12 protein-coding genes are annotated in these 13,796 nt (G+C 39.7%); 8 read left to right on the top strand and 4 right to left on the bottom strand.

Annotation, left to right across the window (positions count from 1 at the left end):
- The first annotated feature begins 362 nt into the window (after positions 1-362).
- The 4 genes from AAC000_RS20450 (at position 363) to AAC000_RS20435 (ending at position 5,940) form a co-directional block, all read left to right on the top strand.
- A complete protein-coding gene (locus tag AAC000_RS20450; RefSeq protein WP_339725442.1) occupies positions 363-1,286 on the top strand; it encodes a sulfotransferase family protein in 924 nt (307 codons plus the stop codon).
- Positions 1,287-1,563: 277 nt separating this feature from the next.
- Positions 1,564-2,160: a TetR/AcrR family transcriptional regulator gene (locus AAC000_RS20445; RefSeq protein WP_339725440.1), complete on the top strand. Its 597-nt coding sequence runs from the start codon at positions 1,564-1,566 to the stop codon at positions 2,158-2,160.
- Positions 2,157-2,903 carry an efflux RND transporter periplasmic adaptor subunit gene (locus AAC000_RS20440; RefSeq protein ID WP_339725438.1) on the top strand — a complete coding sequence of 249 codons (747 nt, stop codon included), beginning with the start codon at positions 2,157-2,159 and terminating at the stop codon, positions 2,901-2,903. Before AAC000_RS20445 ends, AAC000_RS20440 begins: the two co-directional genes overlap by 4 nt.
- 4 nt (positions 2,904-2,907) lie before the next feature.
- The gene (locus tag AAC000_RS20435; protein WP_339725437.1) at positions 2,908-5,940 is read left to right on the top strand and encodes an efflux RND transporter permease subunit; all 3,033 of its coding nucleotides are present in this window, start codon (positions 2,908-2,910) and stop codon (positions 5,938-5,940) included.
- A gap of 159 nt (positions 5,941-6,099) precedes the next feature.
- Here the strand turns inward: AAC000_RS20435 and AAC000_RS20430 are convergent, their stop codons facing one another.
- From AAC000_RS20430 to AAC000_RS20415, 4 genes are all read right to left on the bottom strand, one after another.
- Complete coding sequence (locus AAC000_RS20430) at positions 6,100-6,504, bottom strand: hypothetical protein (protein ID WP_339725436.1); 405 nt, start codon at positions 6,502-6,504, stop codon at positions 6,100-6,102.
- A gap of 115 nt (positions 6,505-6,619) precedes the next feature.
- A complete protein-coding gene (locus AAC000_RS20425) occupies positions 6,620-6,865 on the bottom strand; it encodes a Rho-binding antiterminator (RefSeq protein WP_339725434.1) in 246 nt (81 codons plus the stop codon).
- 227 nt (positions 6,866-7,092) lie between these two features.
- Entirely contained in the window at positions 7,093-7,668 is a 576-nt protein-coding gene (locus tag AAC000_RS20420) for a YdeI/OmpD-associated family protein (protein ID WP_339725432.1), read from the bottom strand.
- Between the two features lie 284 nt (positions 7,669-7,952).
- Entirely contained in the window at positions 7,953-8,846 is an 894-nt protein-coding gene (locus AAC000_RS20415; protein WP_339725430.1) for an AraC family transcriptional regulator, read from the bottom strand.
- Positions 8,847-9,007: 161 nt separating this feature from the next.
- Between AAC000_RS20415 and AAC000_RS20410 the strand changes: the two genes are divergently transcribed.
- The 4 genes from AAC000_RS20410 (at position 9,008) to AAC000_RS20395 (ending at position 13,459) form a co-directional block, all read left to right on the top strand.
- A complete protein-coding gene (locus AAC000_RS20410; RefSeq protein WP_339725428.1) occupies positions 9,008-9,850 on the top strand; it encodes an SDR family NAD(P)-dependent oxidoreductase in 843 nt (280 codons plus the stop codon).
- A gap of 364 nt (positions 9,851-10,214) precedes the next feature.
- Positions 10,215-11,507: a glycoside hydrolase family 27 protein gene (locus AAC000_RS20405; protein ID WP_339725426.1), complete on the top strand. Its 1,293-nt coding sequence runs from the start codon at positions 10,215-10,217 to the stop codon at positions 11,505-11,507.
- Positions 11,508-11,793: 286 nt separating this feature from the next.
- Positions 11,794-12,426, top strand: a complete 633-nt coding sequence (locus tag AAC000_RS20400; RefSeq protein ID WP_339725425.1) for a TetR/AcrR family transcriptional regulator — start codon at positions 11,794-11,796, stop codon at positions 12,424-12,426.
- 46 nt (positions 12,427-12,472) lie between these two features.
- Complete coding sequence (locus tag AAC000_RS20395; RefSeq protein ID WP_339725424.1) at positions 12,473-13,459, top strand: MDR family oxidoreductase; 987 nt, start codon at positions 12,473-12,475, stop codon at positions 13,457-13,459.
- Positions 13,460-13,796: the final 337 nt, after the last annotated feature.

Raw genomic sequence — 13,796 nt, 5'->3', positions numbered from 1 at the left:
CGCCGAAGCTAATTAATCTGAGTTCAGTTTAATTAGCTTCAACATTTTGACTAAAATTTCGAAGCTAAAACATCGATACAAATTGCCAGCGGTTTAATCACCCCTACAATGCGCGATTTATTGGTTAGAGTTACCATAGCTATATCACTCTACAGTTACCGTGTTAAAATTTAGTATATGTTTGAAAAAAGCTTGAAGAAACTCATCACATTTCTGATGTTAGCAGTATGTTTTCCTCAAAACTGCTACTTTTTGTAAAAAGCTCAAAACAAGATCAATAACGGCTTTGAGCGTTTAGATATTGTACACTGTCCCTGTAACACTTTGATTATCTGTAATTTTAAAAGGTTTCAACTATCCCAATGCAAACATCAGATATTCATTTTATTAACGAGATCCGCGAACAGTTAAAACCATTTGAGCAATCGTTAGTCTTAGGTGACACGCAGAAACTAAGACTCATCCTTCATGCTGGCACCCCCAAAACCGGCACTACCAGCTTACAAACCTATCTAGATAAAAAACAACGAAAATTGAGAGGAAAAGGGATCCTCTATCCCCACAATATTGATGAAATTCAAAACCCCAATGCCCCTAAACACCAATGGTTTGAAAAGAACTTAGTGACTACAAACTTACAAAGTTTGCTGGCAAATTTTAAAAATATTATTACTCAAGTGAAGCAAGATACCCACACCATCATCCTTTCATCCGAAGGTATTTATAATTACTGGTGGGATTTTCCAGAAGCTTCAAAAACAATTTTATCTGAGCTAAGTCAACTCTTCGATTTACAAGTATGGGTATGGTTTCGAGAGCCTTTATCCTTTATTGAAAGTTACTACAAACAATGCATCCGCAACCCCAAAATTCAAAATAACCCTTGTTATGGCAGAGACATAAGCTTTGCTGAAATGTTAGATATTCAGTGGTTCTCACAGCATTTAAACTATCAAGGTTTTGTCAGCGATTGCCAAAAATTATTTGGTGAAAACAGTGTTTCAGCTTTTCAATACCAAGGTGATGTGGTGCAACAAGTTATACAAAAATTAGGACTAGCGACTGCCCACGACAACCCCACCCCAAGACAAAACCAAAGTGTACACAGTGTCGTGACAAAAATACTTCGAACGGTAAATCACTATGATCTTAAAGCCAAAGACAAAGAGCGGTTAATGCTCCACTTAAAAGAAATCAATAGGATTTTTGATAACTACCCTAGTGATACATTGATTGATACTACCTCCCAAAAGCGAGTTCTTGAACTATATCAACCAATTAAATAACAGCATATTCAAACCACCAATGATTTCCCTAGCGATATATTTTAGAAAAAATCAAAGAGTAAAACGTAATCAGATTAGCTAGATTTTTATTGCACCTAAATGTAAACAACTTTATCTCATCAATTTCCTTACATAAGTTTGTCAACTAGAAACCTCTCCGAATTTTTAATTGGTTCATCCTAAATAAATCTATATTTTTTAGTAGGTATAATTTACCATCAATAAAAATGACCGACCGTCGGTCATTCATAGATAGTTTTAAAAGTTGTGGATCGAGATGGCGATTATAGTAGATAAAGACAAAAAAAGACGGGACATAGCAGGTGCTTGTACTGAGCTTTTATTGGAAAAAGGCATAAAAAATTTAACCATTACCGAAATAGCCAAAACCGCAGGCATTGGCAAAGGAACTGTTTATGATTATTTCAGCAATAAAGAAGAAATTGTCTTCGAAATCATTCGTAAATTTATAGAAGAACACCAGCATAACTTGCTAAGTCAAACTGATCCAAAGACTTCGACTAAGCAAAAAGTCCTCTATCTGTTCGATATTTTCTTATCAGAATATAAGTCTTATGAAAAACACCAAGATGTTTATAGAGAGTACCTAAGCGTCACCTTGTCGACAAAATCCAGCCCTATGATGGAATTCAACGGCGAATGTTCAGGTTTCATTCAAACGATCCTAGAAAACATCATTGATGAAGGGATCAAAAAAGGCGAAATCAAAACTATTGCTAAACGTTTAGTTGATGGATTAATAAAATCCGAAAGGGGCTATATGCTGATTTCTTGGTCAGATGGCAAAGATTTGAGACAAGAATTTAAAGAATATATAGACACCCTATTCGAATTAATAGAGATAAAAAAATGAAAAAAATCATACTGTTAGCGCTATTACTTGGTTTAACCAAAGTACAAGCAAAAGAAATATATGCCACCTTTACGGTTCATGCAAAACAGGGGGCCAGCTTAGCATTTAATTACAGCGGCATTGTTAACGAGCTGCATGTGGACATTATGAGTGTGGTAAAAAAAGGCCAAATTCTCGCAACCTTGGCCAATGACGACTTAATTGCCACCAACAATGCCTCTAAAGTGACATTAAAATACGCAAAATTAGACCATGAGAGATACAAAGACCTCTACAAACAAAACCTAATTGATAAAGCCATGCTTGACAAATATGCCATGGCACATGAAGCCATAGTTGCCAAAATTGCCTTAGAAAACGCCATCTACGAAAAAACCATTTTAAGAGCACCATTTGACGGTGTGATCAGTAAAAGAATGATTGAGTTAGGCGATGTGGTAAGTGGGCAAATGATAAAAACCGCCTTTAATCTACAAAGCGAACATGCCCGCATATTGGTGGTGGAATTTGATCAAAAATACAACAGCGATGTGAAGATTGGCGATACCTTTCTATATCAGGTCGACGGTGATGAAACACAATATGAGGGTAAAATTTATAGAATTTACCCTGAAGCCAATAGTGATAACCGAAAAATTGCCGTACAGGTGATTGCCAAAGATTTGAAAGTAGGTCTATTTGGCGAAGGTAAAATCATTACCTCTGATGTTAACCAACAGTCAATAAAACAAAGACAAGAATAGCCCTATGTATAAATTTGCAATCAATCGCCCTATCACCATATTAATGGCCGTTATGGTGCTCATAATATTTGGTCTAAAATCTTATACTTCTATGCCTTTGGCGCTTTTCCCAAATGTAGATTTTCCAATCATCACCATCCAAACAGTGTACCCAGGAGCCGATGCAAAAACGGTTGAATCTAAAATAACTGATAAAATTGAAGAAGCCGTTTCCGGTATCAACGGCATAGATAAATTGAACTCAACCAGTTACGAAGGCTTAAGTTACGTCGTTGTGACATTTGATCTAGAAATAGACATAAACGAAGCCGCAAACGATGTACGAGACAAAATTGGTTCGGTGGTTTTACCCACTAACGCACAAGCTCCTTTAGTACAGAAAATCAGTACCGCGGGCGAAGCCATTAGTGTCTTTGTGGTAAGCAAAACCGGTGATATGTCGGCGCTTATGCAACTCGTTGACGAAAAAATCAAACCCAAATTACAACGTATTCCCAATGTGGGTGATGTGGATATTGACGGTTATCGAGACCGAGAAATTCGAATTTTGGTCGACCCATTTCTGCTCAACAAATACAGTATTTCAGCGATTGAATTGCAAAATGTCATTGGCAATGAAAATTTCAAATCTAGCTCTGGTAAAAGTATTAACGATAAACAAGAGCTCATTATTAAGTTCCAAGGCGATTCTAAAGACATTGAATCATTATCCAACATTGAAATAAAACCGGGTTTACGTTTGAAAGACGTGGCTAAAGTGTTTGATGGCTTAAGTGATGTAGAAAGTTACTCATCTTATAACGGTCAAGTCGGTGTGATGCTGAATATCATGAAAATTTCTGGTACTAACGTCATTAGTATTATTGACGAAGCCAAAAAATTGTTACCCGAGTTAGAAGCGATAGCAGGTAATGATTACCAGATCAATTTGCTCAAAGACCAATCAGATAAAATTATGCACAGCGTTGATCAGGTGAAATTCGACTTGGTTTTTGGTGCCCTGTTAGCAATAGTAATAGTGTTTATGTTTTTACGAAATCTAACCGCCACCATAGTCTCTGCATTGGCAATTCCCACCTCTATTATCGGCACCTTTGCGATAATTGATTATATGGGTTACGACCTAAATAAACTGACGCTAATAGGACTCACTTTAGCAATTGGTATTTTTATTGACGATGCCATAGTGGTGATTGAGAACATCAGCAAAAAAATGGAATCGGGAATGGACGCATTTCAAGCGACCTATGAAGGGGTGCACGAGATTGCGTTTTCATTGTTAGCAATATCAGCGATGTTATTGGCGGTGTTTATCCCTGTTGCCTTTATGGGTGGATTAGTCGGTAAATTCTTTAATGCCTTTGCTATGACGGTTGCGTCAGGAATTGTACTGTCATATTTTGTGGCGATTATGCTTATCCCCACTGTTGGTGCTCGAGTGCTAAAACACAAAGAAACAAAATTTCACGCCAAAACCGAACCCTTTTTCCAAGCATTGGACAATGCCTATGTCAGCATACTAAAACCGCTGATTAGATTTAAATACATGACAGTATTAGTGACCTTTGGGATCCTTATATTATCTAGCAAAGTGTTTACTAACGTGGGGATGGACTTTGTTCCTGCGGAAGATAATAGCGAATTTCAAATAACAGCAAAAGCTGATGTGGGTACCTCTATTGCCGAAATGAAAAGTAGAATGAAACCTATCATAAATGCTATCAAAAATGATGTCATGGTAGAGTATTATACTTTGAGCATTGGTTATACAACCGCCAACGAATCTCATAAAGCCTTGGTTTACGTAAAATTAAAGCCCATCGAACAGCGTGGATTGGGCCAGGCTGATATAATTGATAATTATCGTGAGGAATTTAAGTCCATCCAAGCAATGGCCTTAGCGGTTGAGAAAATCCCCCCCATTAACACCGGTAGCAGTACTGCACCAGTACAGATTGTCATAACAGGTGACAGCCTAGAAAAACTCAGCGAGATATCCCAGCAGGTCTCCGACATGTTAGGTACCTTTGAGGGTGCGGTGGATATTGATAGCGATTATCAAGATGGCAAACCTGAAATTACTATCTCTATGCTCAGGCACAACACCTCTAGATTAGGCATTACAGCGACACAAATTGCAGCCTTGTTAAACGCTAATTATTCCAGTGAGAGTAAAATCAGTGATTTTGAACGAAAAGGCCGAGAGTACGACATTACCTTAAGATTTGATGATGAAAATCGCGCCAATTTAGATAACCTTAAAAAGTTACAAATTCGTGCAGCTAATGGTGAATATGTATTTTTAGATGGGCTTATTCGTTTCGAACAAGGTAGCTCAATTGCCACAATAAACAGGTTTGATCGCGAACGTAAAGTCATGGTCAGCAGTAACTTATCCAACGTGCCGCTCAATGCCATCGTTAACCAAGTGGATGCAAATATAACCAAAATTTTACCCGAAGGTTACAATTACACGTTTTCTGGTGATGTTGAACAAATGCAAAAAACCGCAGTGTCATTTAGTACCGCTGTTGGACTAGCAGTGATACTTATCTACTTAATATTAGCGGCCCTTTACGAGTCATTGATTCAACCTATTATTATCATGGTGACTATGCCATTAGCCTTTACTGGCGTAATAACCGCATTAGGACTCAGCGGCAATAATTTCTCTTTATTTGTAATGATAGGCATTATTTTATTGTTAGGCATGGTGGGGAAAAATGCCATATTAGTGGTGGATTTTGCCAACAGAGCCATAAAAGACGGCGAATCTGTGGATGATGCCCTTATTCATGCCGGTGAAAAACGCCTACGTCCCATTTTGATGACCACTTTTGCCATGGTAGGTGCCATGATGCCATTGGCCTTTGGCAGTGGCGCCGGTCACGAAATGAATTCACCTATGGCGTTATCTGTAATAGGTGGATTAATAAGCTCAACTATATTAGCTTTATTGGTGGTGCCAGCCTTCTATAAAATTTTATATCCCGTCGATAGCTGGATTAGGAAATGGTATGAAGTGGGCAAAATCTAAGCCCCACCCTTTTTACAACCAAAGACTTAAAACCTTGAAATCAATGGCATGCCATTGATTTCATTTTTAGTTATGACGCTGTAGTGGCAATCTCTAGTTTAAGGTAATTGACATGTATAACTCGATAAAAATTTATACAGTACAAATCATCATCATTCACTAAATTTCAGATCTCGCACTTATGGTCAAAATAGGGAATTTACTTTCGCCAAATGAAACCGTAATGGACTGCGTTTCTCGCCCTTCAAAATTTAATTTAAATTCAAGTGGATATTTACGTTGTCCATCAGCAAATAAGGCCATTAAATGTTCGTGTTCAAGACTACGGTTACCAGCAGAGGTGTTGCTAAGGGTTAGCACCGCCCATCGCTCGCCGAGTTCATTGCTCATAATGACGTAGTTCACTAATTCAAAATCACTAGGTTTAGCTTGAAAATTTTTATCGTTAGGGAAAGCAAGCTCTAAATTGGTTGCTACAACACGATCAACTGTCAACATATCAGCTTCATTAGCCATACTAGTCAATGTCATAAAAACAAAGACAAAAATACTATATTTATACACCAAAACTCACCTTAAAATATGTCGTGATAATAACAAACAGCTGTATCAAAACCTGCCCCTGAGTAAGCCCCTTACTGTTCCCCTATTTTACTTTTTAAAACAAGTTTAAATGAGGCTAATTAAAGGATACCTGTTTGAAATGCGGGTTTTCAATACACACCTCAATTTTTGAAATTTTAGCGAGTATCACTTGGTTTGCGACCTCAGCAACTTTCACCTTGATACATTCTTCACGACCTGAATTATACTGGGTATCCAGCGCCGTCCCCTCAATAATTTCCCCGGTTTTCATGGTTATTTTAATGGGGTATTGAAACATACATACAATTTCAATGTAGTCATATTCATTGCAACTGATCATAATATTTACCTAGGGTAGTTGTCATGTCTGCGCTTCAATTGACCGTTCAATCCTGTTATTTTGTTCACATTTTGGGTTTCCGATGCAAGATTCATCTATACCAGATTACGCATCCTCGGCCATAGATGATGAATGGCAACCTATTTAGTAAGTGTAATCAACGCACTGACTTTCTTGAAATATTTTGACTGGATAAGAACCTCAACGTGTTACTAAACTTGCCCAAGTTATTTAGGCTTTTCTTCGCGGATCAGCATATTCATAAATTTTTCAAAGCGCTTTGTTCTGGTATCGGTTTTCTTAGCGCTTATCAATCCGTGAGCGATAATATAACGACTTGATTTATTGAGCGTATCAAAAAACTGTTTTGCATTCGGTTTATGTTCCAGTGCAGCGAGAAAATCCGCGGGCACTTCAATTTCACTGACTAGGTAAGCGTTTTTCCAACGACCGTCAGCTTTGGCCGCTGCAACATGTACCAGCCCTGATGCCATCATTCGGCCCTCACCGAGTAAACGTTCTACATGTTCAGTGTTTCTTTTAGACCAGTTGCTTCGGGCTTTTCTAGGGGTTATGCGCTGCAGGTAAGCTTGCTCATCGATTGATTTTTTAACACCATCAATCCACCCCCAGCATAAGGCTTCGATCACCACGTCATTCCAAGTCACGCTCAGAATGCCAGAGTTTTTTTTAAATATCTTTACCCACAGCTCACTTTCAGTAGCATGATTCACTTCGAGCCACTGACCTAGCTCTTTCGATGTTGAAAATGTTTTGATTCTTAATGACTCGGGTTTAGGCATCAAATTAGACTCTCTTTAGTGTAAAGTTGACTCGCCAGAAGCCGAGTTGAATGCAAAAAGTGGCGCATACTTGTCTCAACAAACCTATTTATTTTTAAAGCATTTCATAAACTTAGATTTTTTAAAAGGTTAAACTAGAATGGATATTTTTAAAGTGCCTGTCTTTCTAAGTACGGTTTTAAGTAAAGTCTACCTCATGGCTCTCATTTGCATTTGTGGCCAGTTTGGCGCACAGCGAATAATCAGTTCTTATCTAAGGGAATGTTAAGCTCTATTGGTATTCCCTACCAAAATCGAGTGCCGCTTTTTATACGCAGTGAATCATGCTTAGGTGGCAAACCAAACTGCTTGGAATACTCCCGGCTAAATTGCGAGGGCTCTTTATAACCTACCGCAAATCCAGCCTCTGCAGCGTCAAATCCATCTACGACCATTAGCCGCCTTGCCGCCATTAATCGTAATTGACTTCTAAAATAAATCGGACTTGTCCCAGTTACCATTTTAAAATGTTTATGAAAACTTGACTGGCCCATGTTAGCTATGTCGGCAAGCACTTTAGTAGAGATGGATTCTGCAAAATGCTCTTCTAACCACACCATGGCTTTTCTGATCCGTCGCAATTGGCTTCCTGCCGTAACCATTTGCGCCAGAACAAAATGCGATTGCGAACTTTGAAGTAACCGCCAAATTAATTCTTTTTCTACTAAAGGAAATAAAACAGGAATATTTTCAGGCGACTGGATATTTTCTGCCAGACGAACCACAGTATCCACTAATTGCTTATCCATTGTTCCGAGCTTTAAGCTGCGAGGGCTGCCAGTATCATTGAACACCACATTGCATTGTTCGATTGATTCAGCTACTAACACAGGATCAAGATCCAGCCGCAGACAAAGATATGGACTATTTTTTGATGCTTTTATGACAGAACCAAAAACAGGCAGCCGCATTGACCCTAGTAGATAATGGGAGGAATCGTATTGATACGTCTTGTCGCCAAGTCTAGCCTCTTTCACCCCCTGTGCAACTACACATATAGCAGGCTCGTAAAGAACTAATTCAGATGCCGTAGGCATAGAGGATCTTATAATCGATACGCGAGGAATGGGTGTCTTGAAAACGCCATCGCCCCTAGTAAAGTTTAGTAACAACTGAGTTAAATCATCTATTTTTCGCATACTAATACATTTCAACTCTAGATTTTTAGATTTAGAGATATAAAAAATTATAGAGGATCATACAAGAAATACAGTAAAGAATCATACTAGCGATAAACTTTTGGAGCCTACAATTACCTCCTAACTTCCCACTCATACATACAAACACTAAGGCACAACTGATGAAGAAAACATGGTTCATTACAGGCACTTCTCGCGGTATCGGATTGGAAATAGCCCAAGCGGCACTGGCATCTGGTGACAATGTAGTCGCCACGGCGCGCAACATAACGAGTCTTCGGGAGCAGTTTAGTGAAGATCAAAAAACACAACTAGAATGTCTTGAGCTTGACGTAAACAACCCAGTTCAAGCGAATATCGCAGTCAATCGCGCGGTAGAACGCTTTGGTAATATTGACATATTAGTAAACAATGCTGGTTTTGGTCAGCTGGGTCATTTTGAAACAGTTGAGCTTTCGGCCATTGAACAGCAATTTTCTACTAATGTGTTTGGCCTAATGCAGGTAACCCGCGCTGTATTAGTGGTTATGCGCAAACAACAATGTGGACACATTCTAAATATGTCATCCATTGGAGGTGCCCTAGGATTTGATGGCGCTGCTGTCTATTGCGCGGCAAAATTTGCTGTTGAAGGATTCTCGGAGAGTCTAGCGCTGGAAGTGGCTCGTTTTGGTATCAATGTCACTATAGTAGAACCCGGATTTTTTCGAACGGACTTTTTAGATCCAACTTCTGTTCGTTATGGGAACATCAAATTACATGACTACGAGAAAATCGCAACAGCGCAAAAAATGCAATTCGATGACTATAGTCATGTACAACCTGGTGATCCTAAAAGGCTAGCGCAACTCATTGTAGACACGGCAGGTAAAGGAGCAGCGCCACTGCGTCTTATCGCTGGTACAGATTCACTCGCTATGTCTCGAGAAACCTTAAACAATCGGATCAAAGAATTAGAATTATGGGCTAAAGTCTCTGTCACCACAGATCATAGAGAAACCTAGCTTCCTATACCTTCATTTGTTGGCATATTCCAAACGGAACGCATTACCAACAGGTAAAATGCCATTAAATGGGTGAATACAAATCTTCACGTAAATTCCTAAATGGTTTCCAAGCATTGTCATAAGCAGTGCTGTTAACCTTTATTCCAAACTTATGGCTTCACCGTAACTTAGCAGTAAGTAAAATTCCCCTATTGTTTATAGCATTAACAGCTCAGAAAGACTTCATTGTCACACGACTTCACTTTAAACTCGAGCGAACCCCAAACACATAAAAACATATTGAAATACATTAAACTTCATTACCTTTCATTTAATTTAAATTTGCGATAACCTAACAACTTATTTAATTTTGGAGAGTTGAATGATTTCAATAAGAGCAATACTCAAAGTGGTGTCACTTTGCCTTTTGATTTTAGTGCAAAACCTAGTCGTTACCGAGGCAACAGAGGTTGCTTCACCTAAAAAAATCACCAGTTTCGAACGACTGAACTTAAATAATGATCTGGCCAAAACCCCTCCAATGGGCTGGAGTAGCTGGAATAACTTTGGTGTTGAAATCAACGAACAATTAATTATTGAAACCATAGATACTATGGTTGCCAATGGAATGCGTGATGCAGGATATATCTATGTGAATCTAGATGACGGTTGGCAGCGTTACAAGGGGAGCCGAAAAGCCCATCCTCTTGAATACGACCCTGTAAAATTCCCTCGAGGCATCAAATATATTGCCGACTATGCCCACTCCAAAGGTATGAAGCTTGGCATCTATTCAGGGCCAGGTGTCGATACTTGTGCCGGGTATACTGGCAGTATGGGACATGAAGCAGAAGATGCAGCCATGTTTGCATCTTGGGGCGTAGATCATCTGAAATACGACTCTTGCTGCTCCCACGTCAATGAATCTACTGAAGTCGTTCGTGATGCTTTTTTAAATATGTCCCAAGCCTTGCTGACACAACAACAAGATATTGTATTACATGCCTGTCACTGTGGTTGGACCAACATATGGGAATGGGCTGGTGACATAGGTGCTAACCATTGGAGGATTGGACAAGACATTTCAGATGACTTTGACTACCCCGACAACCGTGAAGGCTATTACTACGATGTCTTAGATATGATTGACCGCGGAGTCGAACTACACAGTTATACTAAACCGGGACAATGGAACGACTTTGATATGTTAGTTGTGGGGTTAAATGGTATCAGTAAAGAGTTAGTTGGTGCCGGCGCATCGAACATTGAATACAGAACACATTTTTCTATGTGGGCCTTGTTATCATCACCACTTTTAACCGGTACAGACATACGTAATTTAGATGACTACACACTAGAAACCCTCACTAATCGCGAAGTTATCGCGTTAAATCAAGATCCTCTCGGATTACAGGTAAAAAAGGTCAAAGATCAGGGAGAGCTAGAAATCTACGCTAAGCCTTTGAGCGATGGTAGCTGGGCCGTTGCGTTACTGAACCGAGGAAGCACCACAGCAGTTATGAGCTTGCATTGGAAAAATGATTTAGCGCTAAACTGGGACAAAGTAACCATAAGAGATCTTTGGAAACATCAAGATTTTAATCCAAAAGGAGACACTTACAATGTCGAAGTCATTGGCCACGAGGCAAAAATACTTCGAGTTATCAAAAAGTAACCCAGCAATTAAATCAATTTGACATACTTTAATCACAAGTCGGGGTGAACTTAATAAACCACGCAATTATTTTAATGCCAATCAGCTTAAGGGATTGGCATTTTTACTTGTATCACCCCAACCTATGGTACCTGAGCTTTACCCCCCATTCCCAATGGCTTACATAACTTAAAACTAAGAATAAGGGGATTTTGACTTCCTTTGAAAATGGCTCTACCTAGTCTGCCAGCAGCTCTATTAGAATCAATGGTTGCATTTAACTAGACGATCGGTCTAATATAAGCAGATGACAAACTTAGTGATAAAACCTAGACGTGGACGCCCACCCAAAGTGGCAAGGGAAAACTACGATACCAGAGCAGAACTTATCCGCAGCGGCTTAGAGCACCTGACGGAGTTTGGTTTTGCTTCTTCGGGGATCGATCCAATTTTAAAAAAGGTCGGTGTGCCTAAAGGTTCTTTTTATCATTACTTTGCTAGTAAAGAAGCATTTGGCGAAAGTGTTATTGCTCACTACGACAGATATTTTTCTGACAAGTTAGACATGCACCTTTTAAATGCTAATTATTCCCCTCTTATGCGCCTTCAGAATTTTGTGGATGATGCGGTACAAGGCATGACTAGACATGATTTTAAGCGTGGCTGTTTGGTGGGTAATTTAAGCCAAGAAGTGGATGCGTTACCCTCTGGGTTTCGCACTCAACTCACTGCAATTTTTGTAAGCTGGCAACACCGAGTCGAAACCTGCTTACAAGAGGCACAATTAATGGGGGAAGTGGCTCACAGTACAGATTGCACCCAAGTTGCTGAATTCTTCTGGATTGGATGGGAGGGCGCTGTCAGCCGGGCCAAGCTAGTTGAAAACGCCAAACCATTGCGGCTTTTTATTCAATATTTTTTACAGGCGTTACCTAAGTAAAAATTTTTTAACTATTAATAGACGATCGGTCTAAATTGGAGAGCATATGTTTAAAGGCATCTTAATTAACAAAGACGAACAAGGCTATCACGCTGAATTGCAACACATTGACGACAAGACTTTGCCCAAGGGTGATGTCACGGTAAACATTTTATACAGCACATTGAATTACAAAGATGGTCTTGCCATTACCGGTAAAGCGCCAGTTGTGCGATCATTTCCTATGATCCCAGGGATTGACTTAGTGGGTGTGGTTGAGCAAAGCGATAGTAGTCAATTTAAGGTTGGCGATATAGTGATCCAAAATGGTTTTGGCATAGGTGAAAATCACTGTGGTGGTTTAGCCCAAAAGGCACGCTTAAAAAGTGATTGGCTTATCCCTTTACCTGCAGCTTTCACGGCAAAACAGTCGATGATCATTGGTACCGCTGGGTATACGGCCATGTTATGTGTCATTGCCCTTGAGAAAAACGGTGTTACACCAGACAAAGGTGAAATCCTAGTCACTGGAGCCAATGGTGGCGTAGGCAGCTTTGCAATTACGATACTCGCTAAACTTGGTTACACAGTGGTGGCCTCAACCGGACGAATGGAGGAAGCCAGCTATTTGCAGTCACTTGGTGCCAGTGAAGTCATTCACCGAGACACTTTATCAAACCCAGGCAAACCTATGGCCAAAGAACGCTGGGCGGGTGCAGTTGATTCTGTAGGTAGTCATACGCTGGTCAATGTATGTGCCAGCACCCAATATGGTGGCACAGTCGCCGCCTGTGGTTTAGCCCAAGGAATGGATTTTCCCGGATCCGTTGCTCCCTTTATTTTACGGGGTATTACACTTGCCGGCATTGACAGTGTTATGCGCCCAATTGCCGACAGAAAAGAAGCGTGGCAACGCTTAGGTGAGATCTTAGAACCTAGTGTGTTTGACAACATCGCTAAGGAAATCACACTAGAGTCAGTAGTTACAACCGCAAAGCAATTATTAGACGGCAAAGTTCGCGGCCGTATTGTGGTTGATGTACAAGCAGATTGAGTAAGCAATTAGACTTAATAACAAGTAGGTGAAATGTCATTTTTAGGGCTGGTGTTAACTAGCCTTATTAGTGTTGCCCAATACAGCATTAATACAGGGTATTAAGTACCAGCGCATAATCTTGTTTTAGAGCTTCAGCCATTTAGGCTCTACATCCCATGCACACCATAAAGTTATCAGCCCGCATACCTAAGTATCACCTCGCAGATTTTTTAATCAATTTAGATAGGTTTTAATAATTCCATCGAAATGCAGCAACGGACGCTAAGTAAACTTAACCACCGAGGAACTTAACCATGTTGAAAATAGTTAAAACTTCTATCGCTATCGCTACTAT

It is taken from the genome of uncultured Paraglaciecola sp., assembly GCF_963977085.1.
GTDB lineage: Bacteria > Pseudomonadota > Gammaproteobacteria > Enterobacterales > Alteromonadaceae > Paraglaciecola.
The sequence above is the reverse complement of the archived record's forward strand: the minus strand, read 5'-3'. Positions and strand labels throughout refer to the sequence as shown.

Coding starts and splice junctions, on each gene's coding strand:
- AAC000_RS20435 (WP_339725437.1), top strand. CDS start 2,908: ATGTATAAATTTGCAATCAATCGCCCTATCACCATATTAATGGCCGTT.
- AAC000_RS20445 (WP_339725440.1), top strand. CDS start 1,564: ATGGCGATTATAGTAGATAAAGACAAAAAAAGACGGGACATAGCAGGT.
- AAC000_RS20405 (WP_339725426.1), top strand. CDS start 10,215: ATGATTTCAATAAGAGCAATACTCAAAGTGGTGTCACTTTGCCTTTTG.
- AAC000_RS20400 (WP_339725425.1), top strand. CDS start 11,794: ATGACAAACTTAGTGATAAAACCTAGACGTGGACGCCCACCCAAAGTG.
- AAC000_RS20450 (WP_339725442.1), top strand. CDS start 363: ATGCAAACATCAGATATTCATTTTATTAACGAGATCCGCGAACAGTTA.
- AAC000_RS20425 (WP_339725434.1), bottom strand. CDS start 6,865: ATGATCAGTTGCAATGAATATGACTACATTGAAATTGTATGTATGTTT.
- AAC000_RS20410 (WP_339725428.1), top strand. CDS start 9,008: ATGAAGAAAACATGGTTCATTACAGGCACTTCTCGCGGTATCGGATTG.
- AAC000_RS20395 (WP_339725424.1), top strand. CDS start 12,473: ATGTTTAAAGGCATCTTAATTAACAAAGACGAACAAGGCTATCACGCT.
- AAC000_RS20420 (WP_339725432.1), bottom strand. CDS start 7,668: ATGCCTAAACCCGAGTCATTAAGAATCAAAACATTTTCAACATCGAAA.
- AAC000_RS20440 (WP_339725438.1), top strand. CDS start 2,157: ATGAAAAAAATCATACTGTTAGCGCTATTACTTGGTTTAACCAAAGTA.
- AAC000_RS20415 (WP_339725430.1), bottom strand. CDS start 8,846: ATGCGAAAAATAGATGATTTAACTCAGTTGTTACTAAACTTTACTAGG.